Below are 17743 nucleotides of genomic sequence, written 5' to 3' on the forward strand. Positions count from 1 at the left end.
GGCTCGTCGGCTTTAGCGTTTCGCGAACTCCGCGATTTCGCTCGGCGACAGGCAGCGGTCGAAGATCAACGTCCGGCCGATGAGTCCGCGGTAATAGGCGTGGTGAAAATAGAAGATCTCGGTTCCGAAGACGACCGAAGGAACGACCGGCGATTCGGAGGAGAACTTCTTCGTCGTCCCTTCGCCGGCCTGTTTGCCGTCTACGAAGAGGCGCACGTGCCACTGCATGGCGGAAGGCTCGGCGGTCATTGCGACATGGTACCAACGATCGGCTTCCAGCTTCGTATCGGAAACGAAAGCGTCGCTGACGTTGATGTAAGACGCTAATTGATAGGGGGCTTTGTCGCCTTGCAAACTGAGCACGAAGCGCCGCCCGCCGAAGCCGACGATATCTCCCTTGCCGGGATGCGTGCTGATCCCCATCGCCGGTGCAGGCTTGATCCAAGCGGAAATGGTGACCCCTTTCAGCGGCGCTCCGCCACCATGATGGCCTGCCAACGCAGCGGGGACCGTATTCTTTCCTTCGTAGCTCGGATTGCTCAGATAGAAGCGATTCAAGCCGCTGTCGATGCGATAGTCTTTGCGGCCTGTCGTGTTCTCGGCGAAGCGCAGCGCCGGCCGACCGGCATCGACGACCCAGTCGACGTTCGCCAAGTCGAGATGCCCGAGCGAACTGCCGCCGACCGGAGCGCCGGCGGCGTAGTTCAAGACATTCAGCCCTTGGCCTTCTTCCATCCGATAGTCGGCGATCGCGCCGGCCGGAGCGGCAGAGAAAGCCGGAGGGACTTGCTTAGGGCCGTGAGCGACGTCGTTCGCCGGCTGTTCGCCCTCGCCGAGCTTGCGAAACTCGACATCGGTCACGAGCATCGCGCCGGTGCCTGCGTTGCCGAACGCGACGGCTAGAGAGCCTCCTTCTTCCGGCACTTCGAAAACGAAGCCTTGTCGTTGCCAATCGAAGCTGCCGTTGCCGACGAAGTGGCGCAACTCGCTGAGCGGCTTGCCTGTCTTCGCCTGCGAGACCGTGACTTCGATCCGACCTCCTTCGCCGTGCGCGTTTACGGATTTTACGAGCGCCGTGACGACATAGCGCCCTTTCGCCAGCGGGCTCGTCGCCGAGCTCGCTAGCGGCAGATTCGCTTTGCCGAACGACGCCGGGCCGAGCTTCATCGCAAAGCCGCTGCCCGCCCCGCAGTTCTTTTCCAGTTCGTAGCTGGGGCGCACGTTATGCGCCGTCATAAACGGCGTTCGCCCGTAGATCCAGGTCTCGCTCATCGGCACGAACTGACCGAACGTCAGCTTCGGCCATTCATCGGCGAAGATGTAGTGATGCTTCGGGTCGAGCGTCGGCGCGTCGTAAACTTTCGAGTGCTCGAAGAGTTTTTTGGCTTCTTCGACGGGATAGCCGGTGTAGCGATACTTCACGCGCACCTTCGTGCCCGGGGGGGACGTTTCCGTAGCGAATGCCACGGCCGTATCGTAGAACGCCGCGCAGACGGCCGTGTCGAGCTTCCGATGCATCGGCTTCGCCGGATCTTTCGGATCACGGTTCCATTCCGGCGAAATATCGTATTCGATCGTCGGAGCGACTTGCTGCCGGTCGACGTGTCGGCCGTACCACACACGCAAACCATAGTACGTTTCTAGGTCGTATTGCGGGCCGGGATCGACCGGGTACAACGGCCGATGATACAATTCTCCTCCCTTGCGCTTGGCGATCAAATATTGCCAACGAAACGGATCGAGCGGCGTGTGATGCTCGAAGTCGAAGCCGTAGCGGAAATGAAACGGCTCGCCGGGAAGCACTTCCAACTCGCTCTCGATGTCGTAGGTATACATCCCTCGATCGGCGTCGAAGCCGACGGTGAGCTTGCTCTTCGTCGTGAAGCGGCTGTTGAGGCTTAAGGCCGACCAAGTCGCTTGCAGGCTTTCGCCGCCGCCGCTTACGACGGGATCGGTCCACTTCTGTTTCCCTTCGGGAAACGCTCCCTGATTCTCGATCCCCCAATGGGAATCGAACGTGAGCTGCGGTTTGTAGCCGGGCTTGAGCTTGGCGAAGCAACTCGGATCTTTCACGTTGTGAAGTTGCAGGATCGGTTCATTGCCGTCGAACACCCAAGGCCGGCCCCCCAGCCAAGTGCGCAAGGCGAACTTCCTCGGCGCCGGTTTCATCGCAACGGTCGTAGACTCCGGCGGCGCTGTCTTCAGTTCGACTTTCTCAAACGCGACACGCGCGCCGCTGCTCACGCCGATGCCGACGCGGCCGGTCGTGAGCGGAAGAAACGTATCGCGATAGCGGATCTTTTCTTGGCCGTCGACGCTTACGACGATTTCGGAGCCCCGAGCGCTGACGACGATCACGTACGGCTTTTTCAATTCGATCGCGCAGGGGGCGACTTGCACGTAGCCCCCTTCCGGGTACTTCACCAGCGCCACGTCTTGATACTTGTGCGAGAGTTGTACGCGGTAGCCGCTCTGCTCCGCGGCTCGAATCAGAACTGCCGCCTCGTAGCCTTGGTCCGCGAATTCGGCCGAAGGCCAAGCCGACCAGGAAGAGCCGAAGAACGAAAACTGCTTAGCGGCTTCGAGCAGCGTGACCGTCGCCGAGAGTTCGGTCGTCCATTTGTCAACGTCGTCGGCCCGGCTTATGTTCGTGCCGAGCATTAGAAATAGCATGGTCCAAGCAAGCAGAGATCGGCGGTATATCGCTTTAAGCATGGCTTCGTTCAATCTTGTTTTAGGGGCGAGATTCAGGCACTCAGCTTAAGCGAGTGTGATGCCATTAGCTTAGTTTGTCTACGCGCAGAGGGATAGCTTCGGCTTCGCCGGGGTGAGTGCTGCTGCTCATATCAAGCTTGCTTGAATTGTCGGTGAGTTGATCCGATGATGGGGCGAGGTGTCTTCGTCGGCGACGACGGAATCTCAAACCGAAATCTTTGATTCGTGAAGCGAACCCCCAATGCTCACTCGTCTGCACTACTTCAGTTTCGCGTTACTGATTCTCACTGCGACGACATCGCGAGCCGAAGTCCGCACGCATGCGCTGATCTCCGACGGCATGGTTCTCCAGCGCGATCAACCGGCTCGGCTTTGGGGAACCGCCGCCGTCGGCGAGAAAGTTACCGTCGAGTTTCGCGACAAGACCGCTACGACCGTAGCAGGCAGCGACGGCAAATGGCGAATCGAACTCGATGCGCAAGCCGGCGGTGGCCCGTTTCCGTTGAAGATCGTCGGCGAGAACGTGATCCGGTTCGAGAACGTCTTCGTCGGCGACGTTTGGCTCTGTAGCGGTCAATCGAACATGGGCTGGCCCGTTGCGACGCGCCCCGGCTCCGGCGAACTGCTCGGGACGGAGAACCCGCGGATTCGCTTGTTCACCGTGCCGCAGCGATTGCTCGACGAGCCCGTGAGCGAAGTGGCGGGAAGTTGGTCGGAGTGCGGTCCGACGACGCTCTTAAACTTTTCCGCCGCAGCTTATTATTTCGGTCGTGAACTCGAGCAAACTCAGAAGGTTCCGATCGGGCTGATACATGCTTCCTACGGCGGCTCGGGGGTCGAGCAATGGCTCGGCGGTTCGGCGATGACGGAAGCTCCCGAGCTCGCTCCCTTGCGCGCGGCGCGAGCAAGCGAAAAACAAGCGGCGGCTCAAGCACGACTGCGCATACAACCGGAAATCGAGCGCTATCAAGCGGCGCTTGCGGAAGCGAAGAAGAACGGCACGCCGGTTCCTAAGCCGCCGCGCGGCATGCACGCCGCACCGACGACGTCGCAACTCTACAACGGCATGATCGCACCGTTGCTGCCGTACGCGATTCGCGGAGTCATTTGGTATCAGGGCGAGGCGGATACCAACAAGCCGCAAGATTACGAAGCACTGTTCTCCGCGCTCATTCGCGGTTGGCGGCGCGATTGGAAGCAAGGGGAGTTCCCGTTTCTCTTCGTGCAGATCGCGCCATTCGGAAAAATAGTCGTAGGGCCGGCATCGAGCCAGTGGGCGGCGCTCCGCGAAGCGCAGCTCAAGACCAGTCACACGGTCGAGCGAACCGGCATGGCCGTCGTGACCGATTGGGGGCATGAGACCGACATTCATATCAAGCAGAAAAAACCGGTCGGCCACAGGCTCGCGCTGCTGGCCCGCGCGCTGGTCTACGGCGAAAAGCTCGTTTTCTCAGGCCCAACATTCACCGCTTTGAATGTGAAAGGAAACGAAGCGGTGCTCGGCTTCGAGCATGTTGGCGCCGGCTTGGTCGCTAAGCGAATGATTCTCGAAGACGTGAGCACCGACCCTCGGACGGGGCCGGGTGGCGCCTTGCACGTTGCCGAAGATGCTTCGGACGCGCCCGTTCAAGTGCAAGGTTTTACCGTTGCCGGCGCCAATCGAAAGTTCGTCGCCGCACATGCCGAGATCCGGGGCGACACGGTCGTGGTAACGAGTTCCGAAGTCGCCGAGCCGGTGGCGGTGCGTTACGGTTGGGCCGACTACCCGACCGGTAATCTATTCAATCGCGACGGTCTCCCCGCTTCGCCGTTTCGCACGGACGATTGGGAGTTGTCGTCTCCGGCGCCGATCGGTCGACGCTAGACGACTAGCGCTTTTTCTCGCGCGGATTCTTTCGAGAAGCGTCAGCCGGTTTGGTTTTCCCCGCAGGTGCATCGCCGAGCCGTTCATCAGGGAATAGCTTCGCCAGCGGCTTCGGCAGCGGCGACTTCAAGCTGATCGGCTCGCCGCTCGTCGGGTGAGCGAACGTGAGCGCGAAGGCGTGCAACGCCAGTCGCCCGCAAGGATCGGTCGTCGCTTCGTACAGGCGATCTCCCGCGACGGGACAGCCGATCCCGGCGAAATGCACCCGAATCTGATGCTTGCGCCCCGTCTCCAATCGGGCCTCGACGAGCGACCAATCGTCTTTCGTTTGCAAGACGCGATAGTGGGTCGTCGCTTGTCGCGAATTGTCTTCTGCTGGATCGCGACTGCTATACGACTTCAACGCCGTGCTTTCGGTGATGTAGCTGCTGATCGTTCCCGCGGCCGAGCTCGGGCGTCCTTCCACGACGGCCAGATACCGCTTCGTCACGGTCGACCAAGCATCTTGGAGCGTCTTCTTCACCAGGTTGTTCTTGGCAAACAGGACGAGCCCCGAAGTGCCTTGATCGAGGCGATGGACGACGACTGCACGCGTCGGCTGCTTAAGATCTCGTCGGCGCAAGTATTCGTTCAGACGATAAAAAAGAGTGTCGCGCTTGTCGTTCTCCGTGGCGACGGTCAGCAGGCCCGACGGTTTATCGATGACGATGACCGCGTCGTCTTCGTAGACGAACTGAATGCGGGCCGAGGCCAGTCGCTCGACCGCCGAGGCCGTGCGCAAATCGCTCACGGCGACGTCGTCGCCTGGTGCGAGAAGATGGTCGAACTGCCGCACGACTTCACCGTTCACCGCGACCGCGCCGAACTTCAGCAGGTTCTTGACGACGGTTCGTTTAAGCCCGAGCGAATCGAGCAAATACGCCAAGAGGGGCTCGGCACGAGGGACGGTAACTTTACGCAAAACGGCGATGGCTTTCTCTCCCGAAAAAAACGGCGATTCCAATCACGAACGACTACGACCCCGCGGCCTTGATCATCGGAGGCAACTCTTGGCCTTCGGCCGTGAACCGCATCGAGATCGAATTGACGCAATGCCTTGTGTTCTTCGGGGTCATTCGTTCGCCGAGAAACACATGGCCCAAGTGCCCGCCGCAATTCCGGCAGACGATCTCGGTTCGCCGGCCATCGGGATCGAAATGCCGCTCGACCGCGCCGACGATCTCGTCGTCGAAGCTCGGCCAGCCGCAATGGCTGTCGAACTTATCTTTCGACCGATAGAGGGGGGCGTTGCATTGTCGGCAAATGAAAGTTCCGGCATCGTGCAGGTCGGTATATTCTCCAACGAAAGGACGCTCAGTTCCTTTGTTGACGATCACGTGCGACTCGGCCGCCGTTAGTGGATTGAACGGGGTAGCGGATTTCTCGGCAGCCATAGTGCCCTCTCCTAGCAAGCTGATTATTTCGTGTAGAGACTATTTTAGCGTATCCCTCCCGTCTCGGCGAACCGTGGACGAAGCTGAATTTCGGGGAGCCCGTCGCCCGCTTGACGCCGTTCCGGTCGCCGGAATAGAACGAATGCTCTCGAATATCCCGCTGCGAAAAGCAAACGAGGCACGTTTTATTTTTACCTCGCATTTAGAAGCCTTCGCCGACGACGAAACGCTTCGTGCGCGCGTGCTCGACGTTCTCACGGCGCTCCCGGCGGAAGTTCAGCGCGACTTTCTCGACGACCCTCGCTTTCGCATCGCGAAGGAAACGTTCGTTCCCGGCAAAGGCTGGACCCATTGGATGGAGAGCCCCGGTGCGACGGGAAGCGTCAGCCGTTGCGTGCTGCTCCGCGCGCGCCTCGGTTCCAGTTCGACGGCGTTCGCCCATTATGTGATCGCCCACGAATTCGCGCATGCGTTTCTACGCAACGGCGGCTGGGGCGAGATCACCGATCGCGAAGAAGCCGCCGACGCGTTGGCCGCCAGTTGGGGCTTTCGTCGCCCCACCGACGGCCGCTGAGATCGCGTCTTATAGCTGGCGCATGTAGGCGACGAGATCTTGTTTCTCTTGCGCGTTCAAGTCGAGCTTGAGGACGAGATTGAAGAACTCGACCGTGTCTTCCAACGTCAGGCAGCGACCGTCGTGCAGATACGGCGGCGAATCTTTGATGCCGCGGAGCGTGAAGGTTTTGATCTGTCCGGTCGGCGCTTCATTGATGAATCGCTCCAGCTTCAGATCGTGCATCTGATGATCCAGGAAAAACGGCGCGGGATGGCAACTCGCGCAGCGCGCTTTGCCGACAAATAGTTTCTCGCCGCGCAATTCGCTTTCCGTGGCAACCTCCGGCATTAAGCGCCCTTCCGGATCGAGCTTGGGAGCCGGCGGAAAATCGAGCATGTTTTGGAACTGGGCCATGTGGCTCACCGGCACGCGATCGAGAATCATAAATCCTTTTTTCATCGCATGGATCGGGTCGCCATTGAAGTACGCGGTTCGCTGCTCGAACTCGGTAAAGTCTTCGACGGAACGCAAGCTCCGCTTCGAGCCGTGAATCTGCTGCTGATTTAAGCCACGCAGGCTGACCGTATCCAAGCGAAAGCGGCGCTGCTGCGGACGATTGTCGGGATTGAGATGAAACTGTCCGGTCGTATGACCGTTAACATGGCAATCGAAGCAGGTAACTCCTAAGCTCGGCTGGAGCGATTTTCGATCATCGGTCGGGTTGAATTCTTCTTGGGGGAACGGCGTCAGCAAGAGCCGCAGGCCGTCGAGTTGGACGGGCGTAATGAGATCTTTGAAGAGCCGGTAATAGTTGTTGATCGACACGACTTCGCCGCGCGAGACGTCGCCGAGTTCCGTACGATTTTGCAGGAAGATCGCCGGCGGAAATTCCGGTACGAACGCCTCGGGCAGATCGAAGTCCACGTCGAAGCGTTGCAGTCGGGGAAACATCTCGATCTGCATTTGCGGAAAAACTTGTCCCCCCGGAGTATGCTTCGGGTGCGGCAACGAGGGATAAGGGAACGTGCTGGCTTTGCGAATTTCATCGGCCGACAGTTTGGCGAGCGAGTCCCAAGTGTTTCCCTCGCGCAAGCGGGCCGTCGGGCCGACTGCGAGCGGCTTGCCGCGGCTCATCTTCGCTTCGGGATCCAGCCGAGGTTGAAGATCGTAGCGCGATTCCAGCAGCGCACGTTGATCGGCCATCACCTTCCCCTTCGCCGCCACATCGGCTTCGTAGCTTTGCTCGAAGGTCGTTAGCGGAACCTTGGCGTTCAAAGGATCGCGCACGAAGTCGAAGCCCTTGATTTGCCCTTGCTCGGGTTGAGCGTTCAACACATCCGACGAGGCCGGCGCATTCGCAGCCGAGAACTTATCGGAACGATCCTGCTCCGTGGGCTGTTGCTCGATACGCTTCACTTCGACCGCTGCGGGCGTTTGTGCATTCTGAATCGCATCGGCCGGCGCCGCCGGTTTCGCAGCGGCGGGTGGATTAGGAACTTGATTCCCATAGACCGCGATCGCAACGACGGCGATTCCCAACGACAAGCAGAAGAGCCGGATGGGGGCGAACATGGTGAAGTCTCCGAATGCGGGGGGCGGCAATTGCGAATCGCGATGAAACACGAATCGCAAAACCTATACCATTCGGAGGATCGGGCGATAACTCGGCGTTCCGGTGCCGATTTATAAGCTCGCACCTTCGACTGTGTACAAAGAACGGTCAGTCGGTGCATCGATGATCCACGACCTGCCACATGGCGGATCGATGGAGCCACGCCGCGAGACCGTTGCCGATGCGAGGCATTGGTTATTTCGGTTTCGACAACTCCAACCGTAGCAGGTTGAGCGCCTGCTTTGCGGCCCGCGGCACTAAGATGGCCGAATGGCCTGCGAACGGCATCGGCTTCACGACCGTTCCGTTGCGATCGGCAAGCGCGAAGCAAATCTTCGGCGGTGTCGGGGCATCGGCGAGAATCGCCGGCGCACGTCCTGCGGCGAGCCCGATGTCGGCTCCGAAACGAGAACGGGCGGCTTCCGCGAGTAACGCCGTCGTGCGGCTCAGGCAGGCATCGTCTTGCGCGAGCGTTTCCGCCGCGCGCACATCGGGAGACGTCTCCAGCCATTTGATCGCGGTCATGTCGCTGGTGACGAGCGTGCTCCCCGAGAAATATCCCTCGGCACCCGCTTCGGCCAACCAGCGCGCGAGCACGCCGCCGGTCCCCCATTCGGTGATGGCGAGCGTCAGATCGCGTTGCTTCAGCAGTCGCACGACGGCGTGCTGCAACTCGTCGTCTTCTTCTCCGAACACCAACTCGCCGAGGCATTCGTAAATCGTTCGGGCCGTCGGCTCCATCGCTTCGCGGCACTCCGCTTCATCGCGGCCCGAGGCGGTGATGCGCAAAGTAATCGTCGCTTCGTGAACCGTGATGCCGACGCTCGGCACTCGGCCGCGCCGAATCAAGTCGGGCAACATCTGCTCGAGATCGCTTTCGCCGACGCCGAAGCATTTGATCCGCCGATGACGAATCACGCGTGCCTCAGGCAGCATCGCGCGAATCGCCGGTTCGACGGTCGCTTGCCACATCTCTTTCATCTCGGCCGGAACGCCCGGCAGCGCGAACGCTCGGCATGGATTTCGGCCTGTGCGCGGCACGTCGATATCGATGCCCGGCGCGGTCCCTTGCGGATTCGGAACGACGCGGCTCCCCTCCGGAAAATAGGCTTGGATCTTATTTCGCTCCGGCATCGGTCGGCCGCGCCGTGCGAACAAACCTTCGACGTGTCGTAAGGCGGCTTCGTCGAGCACCAGTCCTTTGCCGACGGACTTAGCCAAGACTTCGCGCGTCAGATCGTCGGCGGTCGGGCCGAGTCCGCCGGTCGAGACCACGATGTCGGCACGGTCGAGCGCGTTGCGAAACACGTCGATGTTCGCCGCTTCGTCGTCGGCGACGGTCGTGTGAAACGCCGTCTCGACTCCCAACTCGGCGAGCCGCAAGCTGAGCCATTGGCAATTCGTATCCAGCCGCTGGCCGCTCGTTAGCTCATCCCCGATCGAGATCACTTCCGCACGCATCGAAAAACGCTCCGCACGAATAGAACCTGAATAAATGAACGGGTCATCTTACTCTTTCTCTTTCAAGATGGGCAAAGCGTCGTTTTCGGCAGCGGTGGAGAAGTCGTCGTCGAGACGCATGCGGAGAAAATATAATCCGGGATGATTCGCGGCGCGGTGGGCGTTGTTAGAGTGGAACCGTCGTAGACCTAGTCGATTTCAGGCTCGACCCCCGCCGGCAATACCCCCACCCTCGCCGAAGAATCGAACGCCATATGTGTTATGCAGCACGCTACTTGTCGTTGATTCTCATCGCGATCGTTTGTGTAGGACCGGTCGTCGCTGCGGAGAAAGCAGATGACTTTCTCATCGGTGGTCCGCTGGCAGGCATTCAGTTGCCGAGCGTCGGCGATCCGGAAGTCGAACTCTATCCCGACGCCGTCGAACGGTTTCGCATGAACGTCGGTGGAATGGACTTCCACTACGGGATGTTCGACAAGCAAACGCAGCTGAAAAACTGGACCGTGCCGAACATTCCGGGAAGCGAAGGGCTCGCGCTCGAGCAATTTCTCGGCAAACGTAAAAAGGTCGGCAAGACGCGCGAGACGATCGGGCTTGTCGACGTTGTGCGCTGCAAGATCAAAGCCCCGGTGTTCAAGCTCGATCTCGGCGAACTCGGCCACGGACTCTATGCGATTCGCGTCGTTGCCGCCGCCGAAACGGCGAAGATGAAGTCGCCCTACGTGCCGCTCTACGTTGCGTTGCGGGTGAACGACGGCCTTCGCGGCGAGACGAATCAGTACCGCGTTTGTTGCGCCGCGACGGACGTTCTACCCGATTGCCGAAATCTTCTTTCATGCACCCGAGCGGCGACGCTATGAAGCGGAACTCTGGGTCGACGCCGGAAGCGAAGTCGAGCCGCTGGTGCATAACATCACGCTCGACGACGTGCTCGCAGGCACCGAACGCCGCCCGATCAAGACCAAGCGCGTACTCACAACAGCCGAAGAGTTCGACTCGCTTTATAATAAAATTCGGGCCTACGAAGCCGACCAGGCAATGAAGTTCACCCCGGCCGAGCGGGCCGCTCGCGATGAGCAAATCTGGAACTGGTTGCCGCCGATCAACGCTCAAGGAGTGAGCGATTATCAAAGCCTGTTCGGCGCCAATGCGATTCCGGAATACGGCGATTGGGAGCTCGTGGATCAGGGAGCGTTCAAAGAGTTCGATCCTCGCATGGGTTTCGCCTTGCGCCGCGGACCCGAGCATGGACAAACGCTGCTCGTGAACAAGAAGGCGAACCTCGTCTATACGATGGCCGATCTTCGCGCCGGCAAGCCGCTGCCGGGAACGACGCTGCCCGGCGGGCGGACGCGCGTCGACATTCCGACAGCGAAGTTCGCTGAGGGAGCGATATTCCTCAAGGTCGAGTAACGCACGGACTTTGCGACCTGCGTACGTCGGAAGGCATCGTCAATCTTTACTCGTATTTCGAGGGAAGTCGGGCGGACTTGATCGCGCGCTTCGTGAGGCTTTGCCGCACATCGATGTTATCCGAACAGTTCCATCAGCGGTTTTCCCGTGGTGATCGGGCGCGAAATGCCGCTGTTGTTCTGCGGTTCGTTGAGCGGAACGCCGAGTGCGTGGTAGATGGTCGCCGCGAATTCCTCGGGGCGAACGGGATTGTTCGAGACGTACGCGCCGTGTTTGTCCGACTTGCCGTAGACAGCGCCGCCGGCGATCCCCGCTCCGGCCAGGATGGACGAAAAGCAACTGGGCCAGTGCTGGCGTCCGGGAGGAATTTGAGTCAGCACATTCGGTGTGCGGCCGAACTCTCCGGTCGCGACGACGAGCGTGTTCTCCAGCATGCCGCGCTCTTTCAGGTCGGAGAGGAGCGCGGACAGCGCTTGGTCGAGCCGCGGCAGGCAAAAGCCCATACCGTACGAGCCGTTGCCGAAAGCGTTGCCCATCCCCATGTTTCCGCCGTGCATGTCCCAACTGCTGCTAGGTGGGCCTGCGTTCTCATGCGGCGCTTGGCCGGCCCAGCCGTTGACGGTGACGAACCGGACGCCGGCTTCGACCATGCGCCGAGCAAGCAGCAGGTTCTGACCCAGCGGATGGCGGCCGTAACGGTCGCGGACTTTTGCCGGCTCGCGATCGAGCTTGAACGCATCTCGACCCTCGACACGCGTTAAGGCATCGTAGCCTTTCTCGCGCAAGTGTGCCCAGTCGATGCCGCGAGCGTCTTTGGTCATCACATCGCTCTCGATGTCGGAGAGCAACTCACGGCGCTTGTCGAGCCGATTCCGGTCGACGGAATCGTAAATTTCCGGAGCCGTAAAAGTATCCATCGCAGGATGATTTTGCGCCGAGCCTACGAACACCGGCGCATAGGCCGAGCCGATGTAGCCGCCGATGCCGATATTCGGCGCACAGAAAACCGAATCGCCGACGCACTTGATCAGCCACGCGTTGGAGACGATGTTCCGCTTGCTCGGGTTGTACTTCGCAACGTATGAGCCGATGTAAGGCAGGTCGTCCGCCACCCCCTGGGCGACGCGTTTGTCGGATTGGCCGCTGAGCAAATTGTGCATCGCATCGAAGTGGTTGCTGATGGCACCTTGATGCGTCATCGAGTTGATGAGCGTGAACTGGTCGGTCACTTTGGCCAACTCCGTGTGCATCTCGTTGATGCGCATGCCCGGCACTTTGGTGGCGATGGGGACATACGGTCCGCGGATCGACGTCGGGGCGTTGGGCTTCATATCCCAAGTATCGAGATGACTCGGTCCGCCGCAGAGCAGCACGAAGATGCACGACTTTTCCGCGGGCACGGCTTTGCCGCTCGCGTCCATCTTGTCGCTTCCCATCACCATGCCCGGCATGCCGAGCGATAGCGCGCCCATGCCGCCCACGATGAGGGCCTGCCGACGATTCAGTTCTGCGTCCATAAATTACCTAACTACGTTAAACCGACAATTATTCGCTGGGCCGAGCGTGGAGCAATCCAAGCTCGGGTATGCGGGTATGCCTACGACTACTTTATTCGATGTCGACTCATTCGGCCATGTTGATGAGTCTACGGGATTGCTTAGGACGTTGCAAAGTTAGGTTCGGCACAATCGGCCGGCAGGCTGCTTGACATTTGCAAGCCTATTCCAGCATATTCTCAATAATTCGGGCGCCGGCATTGAATTACTAGGAAGTTTCCGATGCGGCTAAAAGAGCTTCGACGATCGCAAGCAAGCCTTCGGCATCGTCTTGATCGAAGCGGCCGAGCAGCGGGCTGTCGATGTCCAGCACTCCGATGAGACGTTCTCCCTTGACCACAGGGACGACGATCTCCGAGTTGGATGCCGCATCGCACGCGATGTGGCCGGGAAATCGGTGAACGTCCGCCACGACGATGGTCTGCCGTTGTGCCGCCGCTGTGCCGCAGACTCCGCGTCCTGGTGCGATTCGTACGCAGGCCGGCTTACCTTGGAACGGCCCGAGGACCAAGTCCTGCCCGTTCACGAAATAGAACCCCGCCCAATTGACGTTCGGCAGGGCTCCATAGAGCAGCGCAGCGCAATTGGCTGCATTCGCCAGAAAGTTGCGTTCCCCTTCCGTGAGCGATTTCAACTCGGAAAGCAGTCGGCCGTACAACGCTGGTTTCTCGACCGGATAATCGTCTTCGCTCGTAGTGGAACGCATTCCGCACCTGCCGGGTGAAATCGCTTTAACTCGGTCATGGCGACCGAGAACACTATACCGAGCGACCACATACTGAGCGACTACGATCCATATTCGGCGCCTTTTGCCTGGCGACGTAAGTTACAGTCAACGTGGCCGGGCTAACGACCGATGGCACGAAGATGCCCGGCAAGAAGAACGCTGCCGATGCGCTGTGCCTGGGCGCTGCACTTAGACGCTGTCAGCGGCGTTCCGGATTGTTCCGGCTCTCAAGCGAAGAAGTCGCGATAGAGCGCTAAGGATCGTTGCCGACCATTCCAGGCAGAATGTAAATAGTGTGTTAATGGGCGGTGAGGGGCTCGAACCCACGACATCCACGGTGTAAGCATGGCGCTCTACCAACTGAGCTAACCGCCCGACGGTCTGCTGCGATGGTAACGAGCGCCTGATGCCTATGTCAATCGGGCGGCGGCAGCGTGGCGTTCGTCGCCCGAGGGTTTTCATTGTTTCGCATCGACTTCAAAGGTAGCATGAAGGCCGTTTCTTCGACTTTCATTTGCACCGCGACGCGACAACCGATGCCTATCACGATTCTTTGTCCGAACGGCCATAAGCTGACGTGTCCTGATTCGCTGGCAGGCAAAGCAGGAAAGTGTCCGCATTGCGGAGCCAAGTTTCGCATCCCGGAACCGACTCCACCTACGACTCCGGCCATCGGTGCGGGCATGCCGGTCATTTCGATGACGAGGCCGAAAGCAAAACCGAAGCCGGCAGCGACTGCGGCTCCAGCCGCGGCACCGGCGCCTAAGGCCGTCGAAGCAGTGGCGACCGTGCAACCGGCCGCGGAACCTGCGGCTGCGCCGGCTCCCGTCGTCGCGGCAGTCGCCGAACCGGAACCGGAAGCATCGCCGATTCGAAGCATCGACTCCGCCGGCGATGCCGAGCCCGGTGACGATGAAGTCGTGTTCATGTGTCCCGAGGGGCATCACCTTTGCGGTCCCGCCACGCTTGTCGATCAACCGGGGGAATGCCCGATTTGTCATGTGAAGTTCATCGTGCCCGGCCCTGAAGAATTGGTCGAAGAGCAAGAACCTGAAATTCATCTCGATCAGCTTTTGGCCTCGGCTGCGGCACCGGAGGGATTCTCGTTCGGCGACAATTCCGAAGAAGGCGCGCCGCGCGGACTCGGCGCATTATTTCTACAGCTTTGGAAATATCGCGCTCAGGGTTGCGCGATCGAATTGCACCTCGGCGAAGGACGCGTGCTCGTTCCGAGTGGTTTCGCCGTCGAATCGGCGGGCCTGAGCCACGGGCTGTTCACGGTCGGTGAACCGAACGGCGCGGTGACGATGACCGTCGTGGCTTGGGACACGATCGAGCGGCTCAACGTACGCGGCTTGTTTCATCTACCGCGCGGGATCACGTTCGATCTGCCTTAAAGCCGAACGTTCGATTACTATCGCTCGCCGAGAAGCTGCTGCAATTTATCAAGCGAACGCGTAAGCATCACGCGCACGGCACCGTCGGTCTTGCGCAGCTTTTGCGCTATGTCTTTAGTCGGCAGTCCGTCGACGTAGCGTAACCGCAGCGCTTCGCGCTGGTCTTCGGGCAGGGTGCCGAGCGCTTCCCACATTCGAATTTCACGCTCATCGCGCGAGAAAGCCTTGCTCGGCGTCGTGATGCTCGCGACCAATAGCCCGAGGAGTCCGCCGCCGCCATCGGTGGAAACCGGTGAACCTTGCAAGGGGACTTCTCGTCCGGCGTCTCGTTTTTGAGCTTCGATGAATCGCCGATGGGCGTCGACGATGCTCTCTTGCGCCAAGTGGCACAACACGCCGAACGGGTCCCGATCGGCCGAAGCGAAAAGATGCGGATGGCGCACGGCGCGAATGACCGCGTCTTGTACGATATCGTCCGGTTCGACCTTGGCGCGCAGAGCGTAACCGAGCTGACGTGCGACATAGACGAGCAATTGCGGTCGTCGCACTTCGGCGAGTTCGGCGACGGCGTTCGGTTCGCCGCTTCGGACTCGTTGCAAAAGCTCATCGGAAATTTCAGACATCGTTCGCTCTCGCGCTCACGCGGCGGTTTCGCCTCCTTTGATGCTAACGTGCGGCGCTGGACCGGAATAGCCCCAAGGAGTAGGATGCGAGCTGACCGTAGCGCGGCGAAAAGTCGGAGAATGGTCGTGCCCACTGCTGCGGATGACATGAAGATCGACGCGGCGTCGCAGGTGTGGGTGGAGTTGTCTGCGCGCGTCGAGCGATTCGTCGAAGCTTGGGAAGCGGCCCAGGATCCGCCGGCGATCAGCGCGTATCTCACGGATCTGACTCCCGCAGTGCGCCGGATGACGGCGATCGAGTTGATTAAAGTCGACTTGGAGTATCGTTGGGTGCGCGTGAGGCTCCCGCGACGGATCGAAGAATACCTCGCCGAGTTTCCTTTTCTCAACGAAGACATTCCCGTCGACTTGTTGTATGAGGAGTATCACGTTCGGCGCCAGTCGGGCGAGACCGTCGTGCCGGGCGATTCTCTTTTTCGGCGCTTTCCCGAACAGGCCGAAGAACTCCAACGTCTGATCGGGGCGGGCGTGGCGTTGAAAAGCACGACGCTCGTAAAGCCAGGTCCGCGCAAAGGCCTCGGGCTTGTTGCCGGTGAGACCGTCGACGACTTCGACCTCATCGCGAAGCTCGGCGAAGGGGCGTTCGGCGATGTGTTTCTCGCTCGGCAGCGAAGCATGCAGCGCATCGTGGCGCTGAAGGTGACCGCTGATCGTGGTAGCGAGCCGCAAACGCTTGCGCAGCTCGACCACGAGCATATCGTGCGGGTCTACGATCAGCGGCGATTGCCGGAGCGCGGTATTCGGCTGATGTATATGCAGTATGCCGCCGGCGGGACCTTGGACGCCGTGATCGAGCGCCTGCGACCGATACCTCCGAACGAACGAACCGGGGCCGACTACATTCGGGCCGTCGATGCTGTCGTGCATAAACGAGGTGAAGAGCCGCCTCATGAATCGTTGTTGCGGAATCGTCTTGCGGCGATGGCCTGGCCGGAAGTGATCTGCTGGCTCGCGGCTCAATTGTCGCGGGCATTGGATTACGCCCACCATGTCGGTGTGCTCCATCGTGACGTGAAGCCTGCGAACGTGTTGCTCACCGCCGAGGGCTCGCCGAAGCTGGCCGATTTTAATATTAGTTTCAGCTCGAAGCTCGATGGAGCCACGCCTGCCGCTTACTTCGGCGGCAGCTTGGCGTATATGTCGCCCGAGCAACTCGAGGCCTGCAACCCGGCCCATGACCGGACGCCGGAGGAACTCGATGGACGGAGCGATCTGTATTCGCTCGGCGTGATGCTGTGGGAGCTCCTTACCGGTCTGCGCCCTTTCGATGACGAACAGATGGAACGCTCTTGGGGGCTGACGCTCGCGCAGATGACCGATCGTCGGCGACGCGGCGCACCGACGCACCTACTCGAACGCTTGGTACGCGATAAGGCACCCGGCCTGCATCTCGTCTTCGCTCGTTGTTTGGCGTCGGATGTCGAGGGCCGATTTTCTTCGGGCACGGAGATGGCGAGGCATTTCGATCTTTGTCTCTTGCCGCAGACGCAGCGGTTGCTCATGCCGCGCGACGACCGGTGGCATTCCTTCGTTTGCCGGCATCCGATTCTCACGATCGTCGGCCTCACGCTCTTGCCGAACGGGGTCGCGGGAGCGTTGAATTATCTTTACAACAAGCAAGAAATCATTTTGAAGCTGCCGAATGCCGAAGCGGTATTCGAGCAAGTGCAGACGATCATCAACTTGGTGTTCTTCCCGTTGGGAGCGATGTACGGTGCGTATCGTGTGTCGACCATCGCCAAGTTTTTGAGCAACGCGAAAGCTCGCGACGGTCTCGATGACAACGGAGCGGCCGACTTAAGACGCCGGTGTCTTTTCATCGGCCATGAAGCTTCGATGATCGGCGTCTCGATGTGGGTCGTCGCCGGGGTGCTCTATCCGATCGGCATGCATCTCGGGCTCGGCGACGTGCCGATGACCGTGTACATGCATTTTTTTACGTCGCTGCTGTTGTGCGGATCGATCGCTGCGGCGTATCCGTTTCTGTTGATCACGTTCGTTTCGCTACATCACTACTATCCGGCGTTCGTCCGTTTGGAATCGATGTCGTCCGTCGATCGAACGCATCTCGAACGAATGCGGCGGTTCGCCTGGACGTATCTCGGTCTCGCCGCACTCGTGCCGATGTTGTCCGTGGCGACGCTTGCCTTAATCGGTTCACGATTGCAACTCGCGCTCGTGATCATGGCCGTCGGCGGCATCATCGGCTTCCTCGCTGCGCTCGTCGGGCTGCGCGTGTTTCAAGCCGACTACGAGGCGCTCGTCGTCACGACGCGCAAAGGCCAGATCCGTAAGCCTGCTACGTTCGACGAAACGTTGAGATAAG

The 17743-nt window shown here is 60.1% G+C and carries 14 protein-coding genes and 1 tRNA gene; 6 read left to right on the forward strand and 9 right to left on the reverse strand.

What is annotated here, in order from left to right:
* Window positions 1-12: 12 nt before the first annotated feature.
* Window positions 13-2673 (reverse strand): LamG domain-containing protein, encoded by a 2661-nt coding sequence (locus K8U03_16870; GenBank protein MCE9606565.1) that lies wholly within the window; start codon window positions 2671-2673, stop codon window positions 13-15.
* A 283-nt stretch (window positions 2674-2956) separates the two neighbouring features.
* Between K8U03_16870 and K8U03_16875 the strand changes: the two genes are divergently transcribed.
* On the forward strand, window positions 2957-4579 hold the full coding sequence (locus K8U03_16875) for a sialate O-acetylesterase (protein ID MCE9606566.1): 1623 nt from the start codon (window positions 2957-2959) through the stop codon (window positions 4577-4579).
* A 4-nt stretch (window positions 4580-4583) separates the two neighbouring features.
* On the opposite strand, the gene K8U03_16880 is transcribed toward K8U03_16875, so the two are convergent.
* Window positions 4584-5540, reverse strand: a complete 957-nt coding sequence (locus tag K8U03_16880) for an RluA family pseudouridine synthase (protein ID MCE9606567.1) — start codon at window positions 5538-5540, stop codon at window positions 4584-4586.
* A 52-nt stretch (window positions 5541-5592) separates the two neighbouring features.
* A complete protein-coding gene (locus K8U03_16885; protein MCE9606568.1) occupies window positions 5593-6012 on the reverse strand; it encodes a methionine-R-sulfoxide reductase in 420 nt (139 codons plus the stop codon).
* A 160-nt stretch (window positions 6013-6172) separates the two neighbouring features.
* Between K8U03_16885 and K8U03_16890 the strand changes: the two genes are divergently transcribed.
* On the forward strand, window positions 6173-6586 hold the full coding sequence (locus K8U03_16890) for a hypothetical protein (GenBank protein ID MCE9606569.1): 414 nt from the start codon (window positions 6173-6175) through the stop codon (window positions 6584-6586).
* A gap of 9 nt (window positions 6587-6595) precedes the next feature.
* On the opposite strand, the gene K8U03_16895 is transcribed toward K8U03_16890, so the two are convergent.
* The gene (locus K8U03_16895) at window positions 6596-8017 is read right to left on the reverse strand and encodes a cytochrome B6 (GenBank protein ID MCE9606570.1); all 1422 of its coding nucleotides are present in this window, start codon (window positions 8015-8017) and stop codon (window positions 6596-6598) included.
* A gap of 358 nt (window positions 8018-8375) precedes the next feature.
* The gene (locus K8U03_16900) at window positions 8376-9641 is read right to left on the reverse strand and encodes a CinA family nicotinamide mononucleotide deamidase-related protein (GenBank protein ID MCE9606571.1); all 1266 of its coding nucleotides are present in this window, start codon (window positions 9639-9641) and stop codon (window positions 8376-8378) included.
* A 254-nt stretch (window positions 9642-9895) separates the two neighbouring features.
* Here K8U03_16900 and K8U03_16905 point away from each other — a divergent pair, with 254 nt between their 5' ends.
* Together K8U03_16905 and K8U03_16910 are read left to right on the forward strand one after the other, a co-directional pair.
* On the forward strand, window positions 9896-10501 hold the full coding sequence (locus K8U03_16905) for a hypothetical protein (protein ID MCE9606572.1): 606 nt from the start codon (window positions 9896-9898) through the stop codon (window positions 10499-10501).
* Window positions 10502-10544: 43 nt separating this feature from the next.
* Entirely contained in the window at window positions 10545-11054 is a 510-nt protein-coding gene (locus K8U03_16910; GenBank protein ID MCE9606573.1) for a hypothetical protein, read from the forward strand.
* 116 nt (window positions 11055-11170) lie between these two features.
* Here K8U03_16910 and K8U03_16915 read toward each other — a convergent pair whose 3' ends face one another.
* From K8U03_16915 to K8U03_16925, 3 genes are all read right to left on the reverse strand, one after another.
* Window positions 11171-12571, reverse strand: coding sequence for a DUF1501 domain-containing protein (locus tag K8U03_16915; GenBank protein ID MCE9606574.1), 1401 nt, complete (start codon window positions 12569-12571; stop codon window positions 11171-11173).
* Between the two features lie 247 nt (window positions 12572-12818).
* Complete coding sequence (locus K8U03_16920; GenBank protein ID MCE9606575.1) at window positions 12819-13316, reverse strand: GAF domain-containing protein; 498 nt, start codon at window positions 13314-13316, stop codon at window positions 12819-12821.
* 323 nt (window positions 13317-13639) lie between these two features.
* Window positions 13640-13712, reverse strand: a tRNA-Val gene (locus K8U03_16925).
* Between the two features lie 161 nt (window positions 13713-13873).
* Between K8U03_16925 and K8U03_16930 the strand changes: the two genes are divergently transcribed.
* Complete coding sequence (locus K8U03_16930; protein MCE9606576.1) at window positions 13874-14734, forward strand: hypothetical protein; 861 nt, start codon at window positions 13874-13876, stop codon at window positions 14732-14734.
* Window positions 14735-14751: 17 nt separating this feature from the next.
* On the opposite strand, the gene K8U03_16935 is transcribed toward K8U03_16930, so the two are convergent.
* The gene (locus K8U03_16935) at window positions 14752-15357 is read right to left on the reverse strand and encodes a sigma-70 family RNA polymerase sigma factor (GenBank protein MCE9606577.1); all 606 of its coding nucleotides are present in this window, start codon (window positions 15355-15357) and stop codon (window positions 14752-14754) included.
* Between the two features lie 126 nt (window positions 15358-15483).
* On the opposite strand from K8U03_16935, the gene K8U03_16940 reads away from it, so the two are divergent.
* Window positions 15484-17742, forward strand: a complete 2259-nt coding sequence (locus tag K8U03_16940; protein MCE9606578.1) for a serine/threonine protein kinase — start codon at window positions 15484-15486, stop codon at window positions 17740-17742.
* Window position 17743: the final 1 nt, after the last annotated feature.

This window comes from Planctomycetia bacterium (assembly GCA_021413845.1).
Taxonomy (GTDB): domain Bacteria; phylum Planctomycetota; class Planctomycetia; order Pirellulales; family PNKZ01; genus PNKZ01.

Bases quoted from the DNA above. Each gene is read 5' to 3' on its own strand.
- K8U03_16870 (MCE9606565.1), bottom strand. From the start codon at position 2,673: ATGCTATTTCTAATGCTCGGCACGAACATAAGCCGGGCCGACGACGTT.
- K8U03_16875 (MCE9606566.1), top strand. From the start codon at position 2,957: ATGCTCACTCGTCTGCACTACTTCAGTTTCGCGTTACTGATTCTCACT.
- K8U03_16885 (MCE9606568.1), bottom strand. From the start codon at position 6,012: ATGGCTGCCGAGAAATCCGCTACCCCGTTCAATCCACTAACGGCGGCC.
- K8U03_16900 (MCE9606571.1), bottom strand. From the start codon at position 9,641: ATGCGTGCGGAAGTGATCTCGATCGGGGATGAGCTAACGAGCGGCCAG.
- K8U03_16905 (MCE9606572.1), top strand. From the start codon at position 9,896: ATGTGTTATGCAGCACGCTACTTGTCGTTGATTCTCATCGCGATCGTT.
- K8U03_16915 (MCE9606574.1), bottom strand. From the start codon at position 12,571: ATGGACGCAGAACTGAATCGTCGGCAGGCCCTCATCGTGGGCGGCATG.
- K8U03_16920 (MCE9606575.1), bottom strand. From the start codon at position 13,316: ATGCGTTCCACTACGAGCGAAGACGATTATCCGGTCGAGAAACCAGCG.
- K8U03_16930 (MCE9606576.1), top strand. From the start codon at position 13,874: ATGCCTATCACGATTCTTTGTCCGAACGGCCATAAGCTGACGTGTCCT.
- K8U03_16935 (MCE9606577.1), bottom strand. From the start codon at position 15,357: ATGTCTGAAATTTCCGATGAGCTTTTGCAACGAGTCCGAAGCGGCGAA.